15 protein-coding genes are annotated in these 19,511 nt (G+C 59.4%); 9 read left to right on the top strand and 6 right to left on the bottom strand.

Annotation, left to right across the window (positions count from 1 at the left end; translation table 11 throughout):
- A partial coding sequence (locus tag HMPREF2528_RS08955; protein WP_141744706.1) for an S-layer homology domain-containing protein occupies positions 1 to 825 on the top strand: 825 nt, incomplete at its 5' end.
- A gap of 121 nt (positions 826 to 946) precedes the next feature.
- Here the strand turns inward: HMPREF2528_RS08955 and HMPREF2528_RS08950 are convergent.
- The 4 genes from HMPREF2528_RS08950 to HMPREF2528_RS09185 all read right to left on the bottom strand — a co-directional run bounded on the left by HMPREF2528_RS08950 (position 947) and on the right by HMPREF2528_RS09185 (position 7,212).
- A complete protein-coding gene (locus HMPREF2528_RS08950) occupies positions 947 to 1,711 on the bottom strand; it encodes a PspA/IM30 family protein (protein ID WP_070543768.1) in 765 nt (254 codons plus the stop codon).
- Positions 1,712 to 1,976: 265 nt separating this feature from the next.
- Positions 1,977 to 4,046 carry a TPM domain-containing protein gene (locus HMPREF2528_RS08945; protein WP_070543767.1) on the bottom strand — a complete coding sequence of 690 codons (2,070 nt, stop codon included), beginning with the start codon at positions 4,044 to 4,046 and terminating at the stop codon, positions 1,977 to 1,979.
- A 269-nt stretch (positions 4,047 to 4,315) separates the two neighbouring features.
- Positions 4,316 to 6,730, bottom strand: a complete 2,415-nt coding sequence (locus HMPREF2528_RS08940; protein ID WP_070543766.1) for a non-ribosomal peptide synthetase subunit — start codon at positions 6,728 to 6,730, stop codon at positions 4,316 to 4,318.
- Between the two features lie 314 nt (positions 6,731 to 7,044).
- Positions 7,045 to 7,212, bottom strand: coding sequence for a hypothetical protein (locus HMPREF2528_RS09185; protein WP_168160863.1), 168 nt, complete (start codon positions 7,210 to 7,212; stop codon positions 7,045 to 7,047).
- Between the two features lie 380 nt (positions 7,213 to 7,592).
- On the opposite strand from HMPREF2528_RS09185, the gene HMPREF2528_RS08935 reads away from it, so the two are divergent.
- Complete coding sequence (locus tag HMPREF2528_RS08935) at positions 7,593 to 8,921, top strand: S1C family serine protease (RefSeq protein WP_070543765.1); 1,329 nt, start codon at positions 7,593 to 7,595, stop codon at positions 8,919 to 8,921.
- A 193-nt stretch (positions 8,922 to 9,114) separates the two neighbouring features.
- Here the strand turns inward: HMPREF2528_RS08935 and HMPREF2528_RS08930 are convergent, their stop codons facing one another.
- Together HMPREF2528_RS08930 and HMPREF2528_RS08925 are read right to left on the bottom strand one after the other, a co-directional pair.
- Positions 9,115 to 9,762: a uracil-DNA glycosylase family protein gene (locus HMPREF2528_RS08930; protein WP_070543764.1), complete on the bottom strand. Its 648-nt coding sequence runs from the start codon at positions 9,760 to 9,762 to the stop codon at positions 9,115 to 9,117.
- A 1-nt stretch (position 9,763) separates the two neighbouring features.
- Positions 9,764 to 10,231, bottom strand: coding sequence for a tRNA (cytidine(34)-2'-O)-methyltransferase (locus HMPREF2528_RS08925; RefSeq protein WP_049352650.1), 468 nt, complete (start codon positions 10,229 to 10,231; stop codon positions 9,764 to 9,766).
- Positions 10,232 to 10,411: 180 nt separating this feature from the next.
- Here HMPREF2528_RS08925 and HMPREF2528_RS08920 point away from each other — a divergent pair, with 180 nt between their 5' ends.
- From HMPREF2528_RS08920 to HMPREF2528_RS08890, 7 genes are all read left to right on the top strand, one after another.
- Positions 10,412 to 11,659 carry a cysteine desulfurase family protein gene (locus HMPREF2528_RS08920; RefSeq protein ID WP_070543763.1) on the top strand — a complete coding sequence of 416 codons (1,248 nt, stop codon included), beginning with the start codon at positions 10,412 to 10,414 and terminating at the stop codon, positions 11,657 to 11,659.
- 188 nt (positions 11,660 to 11,847) lie between these two features.
- Positions 11,848 to 13,071 (top strand): tRNA 2-thiouridine(34) synthase MnmA, encoded by a 1,224-nt coding sequence (gene mnmA, locus HMPREF2528_RS08915; RefSeq protein WP_049358409.1) that lies wholly within the window; start codon positions 11,848 to 11,850, stop codon positions 13,069 to 13,071.
- A 101-nt stretch (positions 13,072 to 13,172) separates the two neighbouring features.
- A complete protein-coding gene (locus tag HMPREF2528_RS08910) occupies positions 13,173 to 13,562 on the top strand; it encodes a chorismate mutase (RefSeq protein WP_049342203.1) in 390 nt (129 codons plus the stop codon).
- 150 nt (positions 13,563 to 13,712) lie between these two features.
- On the top strand, positions 13,713 to 15,017 hold the full coding sequence (locus tag HMPREF2528_RS08905) for a uroporphyrinogen decarboxylase/cobalamine-independent methonine synthase family protein (protein ID WP_049358411.1): 1,305 nt from the start codon (positions 13,713 to 13,715) through the stop codon (positions 15,015 to 15,017).
- 55 nt (positions 15,018 to 15,072) lie between these two features.
- Positions 15,073 to 15,774, top strand: a complete 702-nt coding sequence (mtrA, locus tag HMPREF2528_RS08900) for an MtrAB system response regulator MtrA (RefSeq protein WP_012903206.1) — start codon at positions 15,073 to 15,075, stop codon at positions 15,772 to 15,774.
- A 34-nt stretch (positions 15,775 to 15,808) separates the two neighbouring features.
- Positions 15,809 to 17,563 (top strand): MtrAB system histidine kinase MtrB, encoded by a 1,755-nt coding sequence (mtrB, locus tag HMPREF2528_RS08895; RefSeq protein WP_070543762.1) that lies wholly within the window; start codon positions 15,809 to 15,811, stop codon positions 17,561 to 17,563.
- Positions 17,564 to 17,798: 235 nt separating this feature from the next.
- Positions 17,799 to 19,505, top strand: a complete 1,707-nt coding sequence (locus HMPREF2528_RS08890) for an LpqB family beta-propeller domain-containing protein (protein ID WP_070507581.1) — start codon at positions 17,799 to 17,801, stop codon at positions 19,503 to 19,505.
- Positions 19,506 to 19,511: the final 6 nt, after the last annotated feature.

The raw sequence follows: 19,511 nt of genomic DNA, 5'->3' as shown, positions 1-19,511 counted from the left end.
TCCGGTGGCGCTGAGTTCATCACCTACGAGCTGACCGACCACAACACCTCCTGGCGTAACGGCGGCGGCTCCATCATGGTCGCAGGCGGCGACTCGGATGGCTCCGTGGACGCTGACGCAACCACCAAGGCATCCCCGATGTACTGGTGGGTTGGTGCGAAGGACACCTCCGGTAACACCAACCCCGTCACCTGGAGCGCACGAGGCGCAGTCGAGTCTGGATACAACGCATACCTGGGCGCAGGCTTCTCCGATGCCCGCGTGAAGCTGATTGACGGCTTCAGCCACCACGATTACGACCTGCCGCACATCCTGGCGTCCTCCCTGGACTTCGCCGGTAAGACCCCCGCGCTGGGCTACAGCGACCTGTCCGACTCGAACCCGAACTACAACGAGATCAGCTGGAACTCTGATCACCGCATCATGCTCGGCTTCGCGGACGGTACCTTCCGCCCGAACGCATCGGTCAACCGTGCGCAGCTGGCAACCTACCTGTACCGCGTGGCTGGCCGCCCCGCAGTGAACGCACCGGCTGTTTCGCCGTTCAGCGACGTTCCGGTCAACCACCCCGCGTACAAGGAGATTTTCTGGCTGAGCCAGCAGGGCATCAGCGGTAGCGACTTCCGCCCCCTGGAAGCCGTCACCGAGTCCACCATGGCTGAGTTCATGTACCGTGCAGCTGGCTCCCCGGCACAGGCTCAGGGCGGCTACGCGTCCCAGGCTCTGGCGTGGGCTGCCTCCAACGGCATCGGTACCGGCTCCACCTCCTCGGCAGCCATCACCCGTGACGCTATGGCAGGCTACCTGTACATCTACGCTAACTAAGGCGCACGGCCCCTAACGCATAAAGAACCGCCCCGCTCCTGAAATTCAGGAACGGGGCGGTTCTTTCTATAGGTTTAGCTCAAGAAGCTATACGCTAGACCAAGCTTAGAAGATCCTAGGCTTAGAGGGTCTGGGTGGGGGATTCCACAGCCAGGGGAGCCGGAGCTGCTGGAGCGTTCTTTGCCTTCAGAGCAGCCAGGCGAGCGTCCAGCTCGGTGTCGCGCTCCATCTGGTCCAGGGTGTTGAACTGTGCGTCCAGGGAGGAAGCTGCCAGCTCCTGCTGACCGATGACGCGTGCCTCTTCGCGGCGAACCTTCTCTTCGAAGCGGCTCATCTCGCTGGTCGGGTCCAGAACGTCGAACGCCTTCAGAGCGTCGTTCACCTGGGTCTGAGCTGCTGCAGTCTTCTGACGTGCGGTCAGCTCATCGCGCTTGTACTTGACCTCTTCAAGCTTGGAGCGCATCTTCTCCAGGCCGTCCTTGAGCTGGTTGACAACCTGAGTCTGAGAAGCCAGCTGAGGCTCAACAGCCTGCGCAGCCTTCTCAGCCAGCAGCTGCTTGTTCAGAGCAATCTTCGCGAGGTTATCGAACTTGTCAGCGTTGGCAACGTCGCCAGCTGCGCGGAACTCATCAGCCTTGTTAGAAGCTGCCAGAGCCTTGGTGCCCCACTCCTGAGCGGTCTTGACGTCCTCAGCGTGGTCCTTCTCGAGCAGACGCAGGTTGCCGATGGTCTGTGCTACTGCAGCCTCCGCCTCGCGGATGTTGTTGGTGTAGTCACGAACCATCTGGTCCAGCATCTTCTCCGGGTCCTCAGCTGCATCAATCAGAGCGTTGATGTTTGCCTTAGCGAGCTGTGCAATACGGCCGAAGATGGTCTGCTTAGCCATAATCTCCTACTTTCTGTTCACGGGCTGCGGGGGAGCACTACGCTCCTCGTGAGCCGTGCCCGTATAACTAATTATGTGGCAGATTTCTGGGTGCATGCTGTGAAAATGATGCACGCCTGATTTCTGCAACCTAAACTTTTGGTAAATTACCTCAGGTGTTTTCCGACTGGGGAAGAAAGCGGTGAGGTAAGCTATCCACCCCGCCGGTCAGACTGTAGAAAAACCTACAGAAACCGACCGACAGAATCGGTAGCATCGGAGGCGGTTAGAAGCTACCGCCGTCACCACCGCCGCTACCCCAATCGCCGCCACCGCCGCTGAAGCCGCCGCCCCAGCTGCCGCCGCTACTACCACCACTGCTGTGGCCGCCGCTGCTACCCCAGCTACTGGTGCCGGAGTTCATCGCGGTCATCAGAGCGCCCAGCAGCAGGCCCTTCGCCAGGTCACCGCCGAAGCTACCGCCGCCGCGGTCGTTCTGGTTGTTGTAGTAGTTGCCGACCTCGCTCTGAGCTCGGTTCTGCGCGTCGGTCGCCTTCTGAATCGCCATGTTGGCTTCCTTCATAGCGTTCAGCGGATCCGAAGAAGCCAGACGCTGAGCCTGACCCAGGTGACGCTCCGCCTCAGAAACAGCGGTCAGGGTCATCGGACCCACCGCAGCACGGCGGTTATTGATGTAGCTACGCGCACCGTTCACCGCAGCGTACGCAGAACGCATCGTACGATCCAGGTTCTGCGAAGCCGCACGAGAACGCTCGCGGGTAGCACGCATATTCGTCATTGCCTTATCCAGCTCGGCGGAAAGCTGACGCAGCTGGTTCGCCAGAGTCAGCGGGTCATTCGGGCGAGCCGAAGCGCTCTGATTGACCTGGTTGAGCACCGCCTCCATACCGGCAGCGACCGCACCCAAATCATCGCGACGCTGAGATGCAGCCAGGCTCTTCGCCTCCGCCACGTCACGCTGAATGCTCAGCAGGTCGGTGCTCAGACCCAGCTGAGCCTGCTCCAGCTCCTGCGCGCGGGTATTGACTGCCGCACCCAGAGTCTGAATCTGCGAGGCGGCTTCCTCAGCGGTGCGCAGGTGAGCAACTGCCTCCGAACGAGCGGTCGCAACGGTCGCCTGAGCCTTCTCAACCTCCGCAGCGCACAGCACCATGTTCGAGTCCAACAGGGTGGGAGTCTTCGAAATGGGCTCCAGGGCGCTGGGTAGGTAACGTTCCTTCAATGCGCGGTACTGGGCGGCAATCTCCTCCACCGAGGCACGCAGCTGCGGCAGACGCTGAGCCAGAGCCTCAATAGCCTGCGGTGCCTCCTGCTCCAGGTTGCGCAACTGAGCCAGCTTAGCGTCCTGCTCCTGAGCAATGCGGGTGACTTCCTGAGAGTTATCAATAATCTCAGTCAACCAGGCACGCTGCTCAGCCTCGGTATCGGGGATGCTATCGGTCAGGAGCTGCTGACGCTGGAAGGACTTACGCATCAGATCCTCAGCACGCGCAATCTCCTGGGCGAACTCAGCAACCTGCTGATCGCTGTACTGTGCGCGCGCAAAATCCAGTTCCTGCTTCGCGTGGCTCATCGTCGTATCAGCCTGCAGCAGGGCGCTACCGGCGCGAGTGCGCAGCTCCTCCAGCGGAACCTCCGGAATGGGGGAGTAGTTACGAGGCGCACCGTAGGAACGCTGAGGCTGCTGCTGAGCGTTCTTCTTCTTGCGGCGGCGGTACATCGCGTAACCGCCAGCACCCACGGTCGCCGCAGCACCCACACCGAGCACGCCGGTTACAACACCCGAAGAGCTACCGCCCTTCTGAGCCTCGATACCCTCAACCGCGGCCAGTGCCGCACCCGAATAGTCACTATTCTGCAGCTTCGGTTTAATGTAGTTCTGGTACACCTTGGTCTGCTGATCACTCGACAGGGTCTTCGTGCTACCAGCCAAGAAATACGCCTGGCGAGACTCGGTAGCAATCACCAGCACCACATCGGCAGAACCCCAATTGTTCTTCGTAGCAAGCGCCTTCGTCCAGCTCGAAGAAGTAGACGGGTTCTCAAACTTATCGATGACCACCACATGCAAATCCACGTTGTGCTTCTTCGACAGAGCAGAAATCTTAGACTTCAGGGTAGCGGTATCACCCAAAGAGTTCGTGGAATCGTACACAGTGGTGCCCGTAATCTGCATCGGGTCAGCAGCCTGCGCCGAGGTGCTCAAAAATGCAGAACCAGCCGGCAGAACCACCGGGGCACAAGAAAGACCTGCCGCCAGCACTGTGGCACCCAAGATAGTGCGCAGGCGAGGGCGTGCGGGACGAATCTGACGCGCAAAGGCGTGCTCGGTCATGGTCTTTCCTCCGTTGTCGTGAAGTATGAACGGACCTGCACTTCACGGCGTGCGTGTTCATCGCACACCTTAGTGCTGGTCACATTATTAGTGTAGCGGTGGCACAGGGGCCCAACAGCACAGATACGAGAATATTGCGCCGCTGTTTGCCGACCGTTTACCGTCTTCCCAGGCTTTATACAGGAAAGCCGGTATACAGGAAAGCCGGTATACAGGTGAGCCGGCGTCTAGCCTCACGCCAGACCCCGGCTCACCGGCTATTCAGACAGTTAGCGCCGACGCGCAATCTTTAGATTGCTCATCAGGTGCTCCACTACCTCCGCGGCATTAACATCGTGGATGCTCTGTGCTATGCCGTTCACTACCTGAACCCGCGAAGATGAGGCGAACATCCAGCCTAAGAACTGCACAGTATTCAGCAACCTAGAACTGCGATCTGCCTGCTTTCGCATCTGTGACCACAAAAAGGGCGTAGTCGGCACACCACGGCCCTTATACACCTGGGAATTAGAATGGGCATCCAGAAGCTCAGCGAGCGCCTCAATATTTTCGGTCAGCTCCTTCAAATCCTCATCCCCGGCAGAGGAGCCGACGTAATACCGTTCAACCAGGCTCAAAGGCATGTAGCCGCTACAGCTACTCACCCACGCCAGCTTCAAACGCAGATTCTGCAGACGAAGCACCTGCTTCAGAAGTCTCGAATGGGTGCGCAACACAGACAACGGTATGGAAGAGAATGCCATCGCCTCCGAGAGCAGGCCCTCGGAGAGCGCCTCCTCGGAAGACGCCTCGTTCTGATTCAAGCTACCCACCAGAAGCTCCGGTCCCTCGTAGTGAACGAACGCCAGAACCTCGGGAACACTCGAGAGGGAACGGATGCGCTCGCCAATGGTCGGAAGATCCTCCCCATCCGGGGCGTACTGTTCGCGGCTGAACATCAACGTCTGGATAGGCTTCTCGGCAAGGTCGGGCGAGTAATGAGCAAGCGCCCGCAAATCGGTCACAACCTCCGCTAGAACGCCGTCCTGCTCAACCTGCAGAAGCTCCTGGAGAAGCTCAATGACAGAGCGCGCCTGCAGGCACAAGACAGCGGCGCAGAACTCCGCATCCTGAAGCTCAAGACGCACCTTCTCCAGGCGCTCTTCCAGCGTGGACTGCACGCCCTTGAGCTCAAACTCGCTTAGCTGTTCCGGACGGAGCATACGGTGCGTACCATCATCGCCGGAACGGTAGAAAAGCTCGCTAAACTCCAACGTAGACTGAACGCCCTTCAACGCCCGCTCTCGCAACTCGGGCAGAACGTTAAAGGCGACTTCGGTCATCTCATTCCAGACCTTGGCCTCATCGATCTTCGAATCCTTACGAGCAGTCTTCTTCCATGTCTCGGCAAGCTGCATAGCGCGGTCAAATTCGCTCAGTTCCACAAAAGCCGCCAGCTTCTGTGCGCTCTCACGCAGATAACGCACCGCATACAGGCGGTCGCTCAAAGAATCTGGGAGGGTATCCTCCAGCAGACGCCAACGGAAGGTACGCTCAAAGCACTCCTCGGTCAGGCTAATGACGGTGGCGCTCAGGGAGAGCGCATGATCGCGAGCAAACGCGAAAGAACCCGGGGTATCCGCCAGACGAGGCAGGGACGTATAGAACTCCAGCGCCCCGCTCAGCTTCAGCTGAGATACCCGGATGGTTTCTTCCAGCTCGGCGGCAAGCACCGCGCGGTCAGCCTGGGCAGTCTCCTTGAAACAGTGCAACGGAGAAACCTGCGCACGCTCGAGCGTCTGCAGGTTCATGACCGCACGCATGAGATAGTTCTCAAGAATATCGATCTGCTGCCGGCGCGGACGCTGATTCAGCGGAACATGATTCTCCTGCGTGCCGACCAGCAGATGCTGCGGCACACCGCTAATCGACGGCAGCGCAAAGACCTCATCCTCTGATGTACTGACAGAAAGCACCATGGGGTAGCGGCTACGCTGCGCATTCTCTAGAGGGGGAATGAGCTTGAAGTTGGTGCTCAAAGAGAAATGGTCAGAGGGCGCCGGGTTACTCTTGGGAGCCTGCTGGGCGGTCTCCTGCTGCGGGCGCTCTTCAGGCTGCGCCGGGGTGTTCTGGGGCATGCTCTGCTGTTCCTGGCTTTCTGCTGAATGGTTTTGCGCCGAGTGGTTCTGTGCCGAGTGGTTCTGTGCCGAAGAACCGGAGACACCACCGGCCTGCATCGGCTCCAACGGGGATGGCGCCGCCACCGGCTGCTGAGGAGGCTGAGGCGACTGAGTCTGCTGTGCCTGAGCCTGTTGAGCTTCGACAGCCTGATCCTGCTGGGGGATCGGGGGCTGTGCCGGCTGCTGAACGCTACCACCGGGCTGTGCCGGTTTCGGTTGGTAATGCATCGGGTAGCTCACCGCGCCCTGTACCTGCTGAGGGGGTACTTGCTGTGAAGGCCCCTGCTGAGGTGGTACCTGCTGATTCATCGCCTGGTTCTGCTGCTGTTGCAGTACCTGCCGCCTAATCTCACGCGCACGACGGCGCGAAGGGCTCAACGACGCGAAAAACGCTACAGCCGCGCAGATTAGAACAAATATAAGCAACGCATACAGGCGTGTTGCGCCGTCTAGGGAAGACGCCACCGCCGCAGGCATGATCGGCAGCGCGCCAACAAGAGCGAAAACAGCAGAAATAATCCTCATGACTTCACCATAACCCAGCTAAATCCCGGGTGCTCGCAACGCCGTTGCCTTACCGCATACTAAAAGGGAAGTAGCCGGGGTACCGGGTGCTCTCCGCCAGTGCTTCCCGTGCTCGCATCCGCATCCGCCTCACAGTTAAAAGACGATGCGGCGTGCGCCCCATGTAGGGGCTCACGCCGCATCAATCATCACTCAACTCATTATCACACCCGGGCCGGTCCTCACACCGACCCTTCGGGACATACTGGGGATTCTCGCCCCTCCCGGTGCAGGGCTCTCATCTCCCGCCCCGGAAAACTATCAAACTTTATACGCTACCTACCGGCAGTCAGTGCGTGGGTAGCCATCTGCTGAGCCAGCTCGGAGGCCTTTTCCGCACGATGACGGCGGTACACCATTCCCGAGCAACACGCCACAATACCCGCACCAATACCGATGGAGCTTGCCAAGATCGCACAGAAAATCAGGGTGCCGATCATCATGGGTTTCTCCTTTACCTTTGTCCTTTGCCTTTGTTCTCGGCTCTATGTGCCTTCAACATTACGGAGCAACCCTGTGTTCAAGCTGTGTACCAAGAAGCGTCATGCTGTGTAAACCGTGAAGAAAAACTGGGCTCTTTAAAAGAGAAACCTGAGAGTGACGAAAAATAGTGAACAAAGCCCCAAAATAAACTAGCTGCCGGGCAAATCGCCGGGTATCTCAGACCAGCGAATCAGCTGCCGATGAAAGGGTGCGAGGAAAATTCCCAGGGAACTCCCCGATAACCAACAGCAAAAAGATATAGAACGCAATGAAACACCATCTACAGTAGAAAGATAGCGTGCGCCCAGGGTGACGCATACGCACGACTCTAGGAGAACTCATGACTCAAAATAACGGATGGTCTTACGGCGGCAATGACGGCGTCACGGATGCAACCCGTCCCCTGCAGAACGTGAACGGACAGGCAAGCTACCAGCCCGCAAACCAGCAGCAGGGTCAGAACGCATACCCGCAAGCATATGCTTCTCCCGGCTACACCTACCCCCAGGCAGCCGCTGCTCAGGTCGCTTCGGCGCAGTCTGCACGCCAGAACACCGATAACAACAAGCGTTACGGCGCAGGTGTTGTGCTCACCGCGGCTCTGCTTGCAGCCCTCGTTGGCGGTGGCGTTGGCGCGGGTGTCGGAGGCGGCATCGCAGCATCGAATAACAGCTCCACCAGCACCTCCTCCCGTGGTTCCGTCAGCTCCAATATCAGCAACTCTTCCACCGTGGCAGGCGTAGCAGAAACCGCGAAGAAGGTCCTGCCCTCTACCGTGACCATCATGGCCTCAAGTGGCTCCACCTCCGGCGGCGGTAGTGGTGTCGTCCTCGACAAGGACGGCCACATCCTCACCAACCACCACGTGGTCACCCTCGAATCTTCCAGAGAAGCATCCACCATTGAGGTTCGCCTGAGCGACGGTACCGTACGCACCGCATCCGTGGTAGGCCTGGACTCTGCCGCTGACCTGGCAGTCCTGAAGATTAACCCCTCCGGCCTGGACCTGCAGCCCATCACCTGGGGCGACTCCTCCAAGCTGGTCTCCGGCGAAGCCGTGGTTGCCCTCGGCGCGCCGTATCGTCGTAGCGAATCGGTGACCGCCGGCGTAGTCTCGAACGTCAACCGCGTGCAGCCCGCTGACGCGAAGGGTCAGAACTACATCCCCATGATTCAGGTTGATGTGCCCATCAACCACGGTAACTCCGGTGGCCCGCTGGTGAACCTCAAGGGCGAACTGGTCGGCATTAACGCGCAGGGTCAGGCAAGCCAGGACGGCGGCACCGCCGACGGTATGGCGTTCTCCATTACCTCCAACTACGCCAAGCGCATCTCCTCCGAGATCATTGCCAAGGGTAAGGCAACCCACGGCTACCTGGGCGCGAGCGTAAAGAACAGCCCCGCGGACACCGGTTCGGGCTCGTCCAAGCTCATCCCCGGTGGCGTTGAAATTGCCTCGGTAGAATCTAACAGCCCCGCCGCGAAGGCAGGCCTGCGATCCGGCGACGTCGTGATTGAAGCCGACGGTCACGCCGTGACCAAGAGCGACGAGCTTAACGGTACCGTGCGTGCCGCGGCAGCAGGCTCTGATCTGAAGCTGAAGATTAAGCGCGGCTCCTCCACCCATGACATCACCGTGACCCTGGGCGACGCCGACAGCCAGAAGTAAACAGCCAGAAGCAAAACGCGTTGCGCCAACGAACGTTGAGAGATACGGCTGAGAGACACCCGCTCAGTTGCCTATAACGTTCAGCAAGAACGCAACATAGCGTACACAAAGAAAGCTCCCACCCCGCGTATGGGGTGGGAGCTTTCTTTTGTTAGTACAGCAAACTGTATTGGCGTTGCAGATTAGGGGAGAATTAGACGCCCTCGAGAACCTCGCCCACGCGCTTCTGCAAAGCCGGGACAACCTCCTGCTCGAACCACGGGTTCTTCGCCTGCCACCTAAAATTCAGCGGCGAAGGATGCACCAGCGGCAGAAACTTAGGAAGATAAGACTCCCACGCACGAACCGTCTCCGTCAGGTTCTTCTGCGCCTTAGGGGCGTGCACACCATCCAGGTAGTGCTTCTGAGAGTAAGCCCCCACCAGCAGAATTAGCTGAACGTTCGGCATGAGCTCCAGAAGCTGCGGATGCCACTTCGGGGCGAAATCCTTACGCGGCGGGTTATCGCCGTGCGCGCCCTTACCCGGGTAATAGAAATCCATCGGCAACAGCGAAATCAGGTCGGGGTCATAGAACTGCTCATCCGTCACGCCCATCCACTCGCGCAACTTCACGCCGCTCGGGTCATTCCACGGGATACGGCTCTCCTGCGCGGCACGCCCAGGCGCCTGACCAATCACCACAATACGCGCCTTTGGGGACGCCGAATAGACCGGCTCCCAACCCTGCTCCGTGAACTCCCTATTCTGCGGATCCTGGCGAATCTGCTCAGCCAGGGGAGGGCGCGTCTCCAGAATCTGCTGAACCAGAGGCCCCGGCAGATTATGGTGTGCTGCAGCCATGCTAGATAGCGCCTCCCTCAAAACCGTTCTGACGCCACGCCTCAAAAATCGCAATGGACGCAGAATTAGCCAGGTTCAGCGAACGGCGACCCGGCTTCATCGGAATCTTCACCCGCTTAGTCACGTGCGGGTCCTGCTGAACCTCAGCAGGCAGCCCCACCGACTCCGGACCAAACATGAACACGTCACCGGGACGGTACTCAATATCCGCATACGACGTCGAAGCAGTCGTCGTGAACGCAAAAACACGCTCCGGAGCCAGAGCCTCCCACGCATCCTCGAGGGTCTCGTGCACCGTCACCACCGCCAGGTCGTGGTAGTCCAGACCCGCACGGCGCAGATGCGCATCATCAAAGTTAAAGCCCAGCGGCTTCACCAGGTGCAGCTCAGCGCCAGTAATCGCCGCCAAACGGATAGCATTGCCGGTATTGCCCGGAATCTCAGGGGTATAGAAAAGAATCTTGAACACGTTCCTAAGTGTACCGCGCAGCCCCCGACCAGCCCGGAACAGCCCCCGACCAGCATTGAGCGTCCCGGGGCAGTAGCGCTCGCCGACCCAGCCGCAGGTGAACACACCTAGAAGAGCGCGGATAGAGCGCGATAAAATAAGCGAGGCGAAAAACCGCCGAACAACCCAGCAGGAGGAACCATGAGCGCAGAAACCAACCGTCAGAACGGCCGCGTCTACCTTGACCACGCCGCCACCACCGACGTACTGCCCGCAGCCATCGACGCCATGGTCGAACAGATGCGCAACGGCGGCAACCCCTCCTCCCTGCACGCTACCGGACGTGATGCCCGCGCCACCGTCGAGTACGCCCGCGAACGCATCGCCCGCGCCGTCGGAGCCGACCCCGCCGAAATTATTTTCACCTCCGGCGGCACCGAAGCAGACAACCTCGCCGTCAAGGGCATCTACTGGAAACGCCGCGAAGAAAACCCGCAGCGCACCCGAATTCTCGTCTCCTCCATTGAACACCACGCCGTGGAAGAAACCTGCGAATGGCTCGAAAAGGCAGAAGGCGCGCAGCTCGAATGGATCCCCGTAGACGAGCACGGTAGCGTCAACCCGCAAACCGTCCGCGAACTCATCGAAAAGAACCCCGAAGACGTCGCGCTCGTGACCGTCATGTGGGCGAACAATGAGGTCGGTACCGTACAGCCCATCCCCGAGATCGCCGCTATCGCCGCCGAATACGGTATTCCCGTGCACTCGGACGCGGTGCAGGCATTCGGCGCAATCCCCATTGACTTCCACGCCAGCGGGGTAGCGACCCTCGCAATCTCCGGCCACAAAATCGGTGGTCCCATGGGCATCGGCGCGCTGGTTGCAACCCGTGCCGTGCAGATGACCCCCGTCCTCCACGGAGGCGGCCAGGAACGCTCCGTACGCTCCGGCACCATCGACGCACCCGCCATCGCAGGTTTCGCAGAGGCCGCCGTGCACTCGGTACAGCACCTCGACAAAGAATCCGCCCGCATCGCCGCGCTACGCAACGAACTCGTTGCGGCAATTAGCGCGCTCATCCCTCAGGCGCACCTGAGCGGCGAAAACCCGCTCACCGAAGAATACCCCGGCCAGAAGCGACTGCCCGGCAACGCCCACTTCACCTTCGAAAACGCAGAAGGTGACACCCTGCTCTTCCTGCTGGACATGCAGGGCATCAGCAGCTCCACCGGCTCCGCCTGCAACGCCGGGGTGACCCGCCCCTCCCACGTGCTCATGGCAATGGGAATGGACGAAGACACCGCCCGCAGCGCCCAGCGCTTCACCCTCGGTCACTCGACCACCGGAGCCGATATTGCGCGCCTCATCGCGGCACTACCCGCTGCCTACGAACAGGCAGCAAAGGCGGGGCTGTCCTCGCAGCTGCCGGACGCCTCCCGCTGGTACTAAAAGACAGAAAAAAGGTACCGAACCGCCCTCAGCTTGCAATATCAGCGTTCGCTGAGGGCGGGCTGAGGGTGCACTGCCCAATATCCCGCCGAGCCCCTGCGTACAATGGGTAGCTACAGTAACGAAAAGTCCGCCCACACAAATAAGGCGTACCTTTCTAAAGGCTCAACACAACAGAAGGATAGGCAGTGAAAATTCTTGCAGCTATGAGTGGCGGCGTTGACTCCGCAGTCGCCGCAGCCCGCGCCGTAGAAGCAGGACACGAAGTAGTCGGCGTTCACCTCGCACTATCCCGCATGCCCGGCACCCTGCGCACCGGCTCCCGCGGCTGCTGCACCCTCGAAGACTCCATGGACGCCCGCCGCGTCTGCTCCCAGCTGGGCATCCCCTTCTTCGTCTGGGACTTCTCCGAACGCTTCAAGGAAGACGTCGTCGACGACTTCATCTCCGAATACGAAGCCGGACGAACCCCCAACCCCTGCATGCGCTGCAACGAAAAGATCAAGTTCGCCGCGCTCCTCGAACGCGCCCTCGCACTCGGCTTCGACGCCGTGGTGACCGGCCACTACGCCCGCGTCATCACCACCGAAGACGGCAACCGCGAACTGCACCGCGCCGCCGACTGGGCCAAGGACCAGTCCTACGTGCTCGGTGTGCTCACCCACGAACAGCTCAAGCACGCCTGGTTCCCCCTGGCGGACACCCCCTCCAAGGCGCAGGTACGTGCGGAGGCGGCAGAGCGCGGCTTCTCCGTGGCGAAGAAGCCCGACTCCTACGACATCTGCTTCATTCCCGAAGGCGATACCCGCGCCTGGCTGGGCGACCACATCACAATGCGCCCCGGCCTCATCAAAGACACCCACGGCGAGGTGCTCGGCGAGCACCCCGGCGCGCAGGCATACACCGTAGGCCAGCGCAAGGGCCTGGCACTGGGCCGCCCCGCCGCCGACGGCAAGCCCCGCTTCGTGCTGGAGGTGCGCCCCAAGGAAAACGAAGTTATCGTCGGCTCCCGCGAGCTGCTTGCCGTGCACGAAATCCGCGGTATCCGCGCCACCTGGGCGGGCGTACCCGTAGAACAGGCGGCACGCTTCCTGGAACAGCCCGCACAGCTGGGCGCCCGCAGCGAAGAGTTCGAGGTGACCGCACAGGTGCGCGCGCACGCCGACCCGGTCCGCGCCAAGGCGTACATGACCTGGGCACCCGACCCCGAAGCTGAAGAAGAAGGCGCACTGCGTCTGGAAACCGTAGTGCGCCTCCTGGATCCGCTCTCCGGCGTGGCACCGGGACAGACCATGGTGCTCTACCAGGGCACCCGCGTACTGGGTCAGTCCACGATCGCCCGCGCCTACTCGCTGGACCGCGAAGACATTCAGGAAACCCTGTCTGCTGGCGCCTCCACCAGCGCCGACTAGCCGCACAGAATAGCCGCGTACCCCGCTATTCGCAGCTGTTGCCGCAACAGCCTGCTCGAGCGCAACGCACAGAAGACCACAACCGGACTGAGGAGAGACCGATGACTGCCGAACACACTTCCTGCGAATTTGACCCCCACGCCACCTCCATGGGCGATGAAGTCGCGCCGGAGGTTTACGAGGAGCTCTTCGCCATGCGCCGCTCCATCGACAACTTCGATGCAGCGTTGGTGCACATCCTCGCGGAGCGTTTTCAGGCAACCAAGCGCGTGGGCGTCCTGAAGGCTAAGCACAACCTGCCCGCTGGCGACCCCGGTCGTGAAGAGGCGCAGATTGCTCGCCTGCGTGCCATGGCGAAGGAATCCAGCCTGGACCCGGAATTCGCGGAGAAGTTCCTGAACTTCATCATCTCTGAGGTGATTCGCCACCACGTGCGCATCGCGAACGAGCACGCTGACCAGGACGAAGAGACTGAAAAGTCTGAAAGCTAAGACTTTCTAAGATTTCACCCTCTTCGAGATCTCAGCCTCTCCGAAAAGCCCCGCTCTCATCCCTGCTGAGCATCCATCGTGCTGAGCGTCCAGCGGCAGAGCATCGACCCGCCCGCACTTTTCCCTAACCTGTCTTAACCTCACTCGTTTATGCCCCCTCAATCTTCCTCCCGCCAGAATGCCCGCACCGAGCCGGTGCCGGAGCGCCTGCTACTGCCCGGTGAGTACCGTGCCCCCGAAGGGGACGAACTGACCGAACAGGACCTCGCCGCGCTCGCTACGGAGCGTCCGCTGGTACGTGCTAGCGGTCTGGGCGATTTTCCCGGCGATGACCTGGCTGAGGCGATGTCCCGTGTGGAGGGCGAGCTGGGTTCCCCGCACTTGCCGTTCCTGCCGCATCTGCCTGCGCTGGGCTGGCGGAGTACCCCGCTGGCACGCACCCTGGCGGTGTGCGAGGGACTTGCCTTTGACGGTGCCTCGTTTGGGTGGCGCATGGTGCATAGCGGCGGCAGGGGAGCGCGCGAGTCTGCCCTGGCGCAGGACCGTCTGCTCTCCGATATCAATCTTCTCGCTGACCGCGTGGGCTCGCAGAAGAAACGTTTCGGTTCAGGGCAGGATACCGCCCCGGCGTATAAGATTCAGCTGGCCGGTCCGCTGACTCTTGCCGCCAGTATCTATTTGCCCGGCGGCGAGCGTGCCATTAGTGATGCAGGGGCGAGCCGTGACCTGCTGGAGTCGTTCCTGGAAGGCCTGGAACGCTGGATGGGTTCTCTGCGCGAGGCTCTGCAAGCTCCGCGGGCGCTGATTGCCGTGCAGCTGGATGAATCCGAATTTCAGCGTCTGATGGAGGGGGCCATCCCTACGGTGAGTGGTTTCCGCTCCCTGCCGGCTTTGCAACCTCACTACTATCAGCAGGTGTACCGCCGTATCTCGGAGCGTTTCGCCGAGCTGAATCTGCAGCTCATCCTGGATGTGGATGGCACCGCGCTCAAGCCTGTGCAGGAGCTGAAGCTGCTGAGCCAGTCCCGCCCCACCCTTGACGCGTTGGCTCTTGTGAAGGCGATGCGTGTTGAGGGCGGCGCTCCTTGCGCTTTGCTGTTGCATCCTGATCGTGCCCGCCTCAAGGGGCCGGGCACGCTGCAGGTTCCGCCGCTGAGCGACCCTCGTTCCTGGGAACCTGTGGCGCAACTTTTGGAGGCTCAGGCTCAGCTGTGGCTGCCGGTGGTGACCTCTGCGCGGGTTCCTGATCAGGTGCGCCGCCTGTACAGCCTGTGGCGCGAGGTTGGTCTTGAGCCGACCCAGTTGAGCGCGGTGGGTTTGATGCCTGATGAGCGTATTCAGAGCGGTTCCGTGCCTGCTGGGATGACTTCAGCCGCGGTAAGTATGCTGGATGCCACGGCTTCGCTGGCTCGGGTGACAGAGTGTGCCCGTGCATTGGCTGAGTGCGCGGTATGATTAGAGAATCAGCTTTTTTATGTAAGTATTTACGACAATTCTTTAGGGAGGTACTGTGAGCGCAAGCGACGCACACACCATTTTGGTGGTTGATGACGATGATGCTCTGGCGGAAATGATTGGCCTCGTGCTCGCGCAAGAGGGCTTTAACGCTGTTTTCTGTGAAAATGGTGCACGCGCTTTTGAAACTTTTATGCGTTCCACTCCCGATTTGGTGCTTTTGGATTTGATGCTTCCTGGCATGAACGGTATTGAAGTGTGCCAGCAAATTCGCCGCTCTTCTAATGTGCCGATTATTATGTTGACCGCTAAAAGCGACACTGAAGATGTTGTTAAGGGTCTTGAGGCTGGTGCTGATGATTACATTGCGAAGCCTTTTAAGCACGCTGAATTGTTGGCGCGTATTCGTACTCGTTTGCGTCCGCGCGAGAGCCGCCAGCTGGTGGTGTCCATTGGCGATATTGTCATGGATATGGACGGTCGTACCGTCAAGTACCACAGCACTGAGGTTCCGATGACTCCTCTGGAGTTTGACCTGCTGGCTGCGCTGGTGCGCCACCCGGGTCAGGCGTTGAGCCGTCAGGAACTGCTGGATATGGTCTGGGGTTACACTGATGTGAGCGATTCGCTGGTAAACGTGCACGTCCAGCGTTTGCGCGCTAAGTTTGATGAGCTGGGTGCGGATCGTTTTATTCAGACGGTTCGTGGCGTTGGCTATAAGATTCCGACCGAGCTGGTGGGATCTTCCGGTAGCTAATCGGAACCTATTCATAGGCGAAGGGATAACCTGATTGTCTGTTGCGAAGTCGAGCCATGAGCACGGCGCTTTGACGGCGGAGGCGGTAGCCTCCGCCTCTTCGCGTACCCGCACTTCCAAGCCGCGTAAAGCGAAAAAGCAGAGTAGTAGGAGCCTGATGCAGCGCGCTCAGCGTCTGTGGAAGGAATCTCTGCAGTTCCGTGCTCTGGGAACCGCGGGCATCATGATGTTCCTGAGCTTCTTGATGGTGGGTTGGTCCTTGTCAAGCCAGATTGCGTCGAGTCTTTTTGAGAATCAGAAGTCTCAGGCGCTGGCGGAATCGGAGAGTGGTTTCCGCAACGTTCAGAGCGTGCTGGACTCCTCTGAGGCCCGTAGTGACAGCGAAATTCGCCGTAATGTGAGCCGTACCCTGACCGTGCTGGATGCGGGTAGCTCGGGTAAGCGCAATTGGATTCTTGTGCCTTTGGAAGGTCAAGGTAAGCAGGGTTTTATTCCTGAGCAGAGCAGTAATAATTCTTTGAATTCTTCGAGTATTCCGAATGATTTCAAACAAACTGTTCGCGATAAAGATGGTATTTTCTGGCAGACGTCTACGGTGACTACTGTCGAAAATAATCGTGAGCGTACCTATCCGGTGCTTATTGTTGGTACACATATTTCTATTGCACAGAACCCTAATTACGGTTTGTTCCTTGTGTACGATATGACGGATTCTTCCGCCACGATTGCGCATATTAACTTTGTTCTTTTTGGCGGTTTCTGCGCACTGCTTACTGTGGTGCTTTCTGTGGTGTGGATTGTGACTCGTTTTGTGGTCCGCCCGATTACGCAGACCGCTATTACGGCGGAGAAGCTGGCTGCTGGCGATCTGGATCAGCGCGTGTCTGTACACGGTGAGCATCAGGCGGCGCGTCTGGGCTATTCCTTCAACCTGATGGCTGACTCGCTGCAGGAGAAAATTGTTCAGCTGGAGCGCCTGTCGACTCTGCAGCAGCGCTTTGTGTCTGACGTGTCGCATGAGTTGCGTACTCCGCTGTCGACGGTGCGTTTGGGTACGGAACTTCTGTACGATACGCGTGACGAGATGGAGCGCACGCAGAGCCGCACCGTGGAGCTTCTGCACGATCAGGTGGATCGTTTCCAGTCGATGCTTTCTGACCTGCTGGAGATTTCTCGTTTCGATGCAGGTAGCGCAATGCTGACCATCGACACTGAAGACTTCATGCGTGTGCTGTCGAATATTTTGCAGGAGGCTCTGCCGCACCTGGAGCGCACGAATACTAAGCTGAACGTGCATACGAGCCATGAGAGCATCATGGTTGATATGGACCGCGTGCGTATTGAGCGTGTGCTCCGTAACCTGCTGTACAACGCGATTGAGCACGGCGAGTCCCGCCCGATTGACGTGTACGTGGGTGCGAATGCCACGAACCTGGGTGTTGCGGTGCGTGACCACGGTATCGGTCTGTCTGAGGATGAGGCTGTTCAGGTGTTCAACCGTTTCTGGCGTGCTGATACTTCCCGTAAGCGCACCCTGGGCGGTACGGGTCTGGGTCTGTCGATTGCTGCTGAGGATGTGCGTCTGCACGGCGGCACGATTGAGGCGTGGGGCGAGAAGGGCCGCGGTGCCTGCTTCACGATGAACCTGCCGCTGATTCACGGTGCGCCTTTGGGCGAGTCGCCGGTTTTGGTGACGGGTGAGCCTGAGGTGAGTGCGCATCGTTCGGCGACCGCGAAGGATACGCTGCCCAATATTGCTCCTCGTGCGAACCTTGAGGGCGAGCTCTAAGGGGTTCAAACGGGGAGAGGCTTTAGGCTTCTGTCATATATCGGTGCGTTGGTGTTGCTCGGCTGTATTTACGCTTATCCTTGCGTATTTGCACTGTTCACCCAGTACAATCAATGCAGATATGTTTTCACGGTGTTGCTATTTCGCCGTGGTTATCTTTTCACCGTGTTGCGGTGGCCTGCAACGGTAGTTGGTGATTGTTTGTCTTTGTTCGTAGAGGAAGGTTAAGACCTCCATGGCTCATAGGGCTATTGTTTCTCGACGCGCCGCGCTGTCTTGGGGTGCGGTGTCTTTGGCGACGCTCGTGAGCTCTTGCGCGGGTCTTCCCTCGAACGATCGAGTGACTCAGCACAGCAGCGGTCTGGACGTGAAGAGCGTTAACACTTCTCCGGCGCGTGCGCCGGGACCGCTGGCGGGTGCTACCCCCGAGGCGATTATTGAGGGCTTCGTGCGTGCTGGTGTGGACAGCATTGAGAATTATGCTGTGGCGCGCCAGTATTTGAGCTCTTCTTTTGCGCGCCGTTGGAATCCTATGGGTACGACTCGCGTGTACCGTAATACGGTGCAGCCTCGCAGTGACGATAGTGGAGCTGCCGAGGGTACGTATCATGTGCGTTTCCAGCAGACGGCGACTGTGAATAGTCAAGGTATTACGAGCACATTCCCGGAGGCTCAGACTGAGACTCAGGATTTCACCATGGTTATGGAAGATAACCAGTGGCGTATTAGCTCCTGCCCGGATGGTCTGTGGCTGGATGGTGCCGAGTTTGAGCGCGTGTTTAGCCCGTGCCGCCTGTACTTCTACGATCGTGCGTTCCGTTATGCTGTGCCGGATATTCGTTGGTTCCCGCATACGGATCGCTATTTTGAGTTGCTGGTGCGTACGCTGATGGCTGGCCCGGCGTCCTACCTGAAGGACGTCGCGTTCTCGGCGTTGAACGAGTCGATGAGCCTTGAGACGGCAACTATGAGCGATAACCAGGATGTGCTGGTTCGCCTCTCGGGTGAGCACCTGGACGATAACCGTTTGGCGCGTGTGCGTGAGCAGATTATGCACGGCTTGGAGAACTTCTCGGGTCTGGGCAAGACTGAGGTTTTCTATAACGGCACTCTGATTCCTGAGAACGCGCCGAGCGGCTTTTCTGCGGTGAAGCTGAACCCGGGTGTTCCTGCCCGCACGGTTGCTATTAATTCGAACGGCCAGATGGTGGCGCGTGATGACTATATGAGCAATGCGGGTGAACAATTGCTTCTGCGTGGTGTGACCCAGTTGAGTTCCCCGGCGATGGGCTATTCGGCGGATGTTTACGCCTGCTTGGCGAACGATGCCGCGAGCCTGTACACGGTGTATCAGGGTACTGCCCGCCGCGTGTGGCAGAGTACCGCTCTGACTGCTCCCAGTTTTGATGCGTATGGCTGGGTGTGGGCAGCCGATGGTGAGGGTATTGTTCGTGCCTTCAAACCGGATTCTGAGGATGCAACCGAGCGTGAGCGCGGTGTTGATATTGGTCTATCCTGGCAGCGTAATTTGAGCTTTACGAGCGTGAACGTTTCGCACGATGGTGCCCGCATGGCGATTGTGGCCTCTACTGAGGGTGCGTCGGCTGTGATTATTTCCGGTATTGTGCGTGATGATGCCGGTAAGCCTCTGCGTCTGACGGAGATGGTGCGTCTGAGCTCTTCTGTGACTCCGCGTAATGCCCGTTGGGCTGGCGACCAGAGCGTCGTGGTGGTGAACGTGAAGAATGGTGAGTCTGAGGTGATTTCCCTCAGCGGTGAAGAGACGAAGCTGGACCGTCTGGATGGTGTGATGACCATTTCGACGGCGGATAATACGTCGAATATTATTGCTCACCGTTCTGACGGTTCGTGCTACCTGATGGAGGAGCGCGGCTGGATCCGCCTGGACACGACCCTGCACGAGATTAGTTACGCCGGTTAGCCCCTG

The sequence above is a fragment of the Rothia sp. HMSC078H08 genome (assembly GCF_001808955.1).
Lineage (GTDB): Bacteria > Actinomycetota > Actinomycetes > Actinomycetales > Micrococcaceae > Rothia.
The sequence above is the reverse complement of the archived record's forward strand: the minus strand, read 5'-3'. Positions and strand labels throughout refer to the sequence as shown.

Bases quoted from the DNA above. Each gene is read 5' to 3' on its own strand.
- HMPREF2528_RS08890 (WP_070507581.1), top strand. From the start codon at position 17,799: ATGGCTCATAGGGCTATTGTTTCTCGACGCGCCGCGCTGTCTTGGGGT.
- HMPREF2528_RS08910 (WP_049342203.1), top strand. From the start codon at position 13,173: ATGACTGCCGAACACACTTCCTGCGAATTTGACCCCCACGCCACCTCC.
- HMPREF2528_RS08940 (WP_070543766.1), bottom strand. From the start codon at position 6,730: ATGAGGATTATTTCTGCTGTTTTCGCTCTTGTTGGCGCGCTGCCGATC.
- HMPREF2528_RS08935 (WP_070543765.1), top strand. From the start codon at position 7,593: ATGACTCAAAATAACGGATGGTCTTACGGCGGCAATGACGGCGTCACG.
- HMPREF2528_RS08945 (WP_070543767.1), bottom strand. From the start codon at position 4,046: ATGACCGAGCACGCCTTTGCGCGTCAGATTCGTCCCGCACGCCCTCGC.
- HMPREF2528_RS09185 (WP_168160863.1), bottom strand. From the start codon at position 7,212: ATGATGATCGGCACCCTGATTTTCTGTGCGATCTTGGCAAGCTCCATC.
- HMPREF2528_RS08950 (WP_070543768.1), bottom strand. From the start codon at position 1,711: ATGGCTAAGCAGACCATCTTCGGCCGTATTGCACAGCTCGCTAAGGCA.
- HMPREF2528_RS08930 (WP_070543764.1), bottom strand. From the start codon at position 9,762: ATGGCTGCAGCACACCATAATCTGCCGGGGCCTCTGGTTCAGCAGATT.
- HMPREF2528_RS08920 (WP_070543763.1), top strand. From the start codon at position 10,412: ATGAGCGCAGAAACCAACCGTCAGAACGGCCGCGTCTACCTTGACCAC.
- HMPREF2528_RS08905 (WP_049358411.1), top strand. From the start codon at position 13,713: ATGCCCCCTCAATCTTCCTCCCGCCAGAATGCCCGCACCGAGCCGGTG.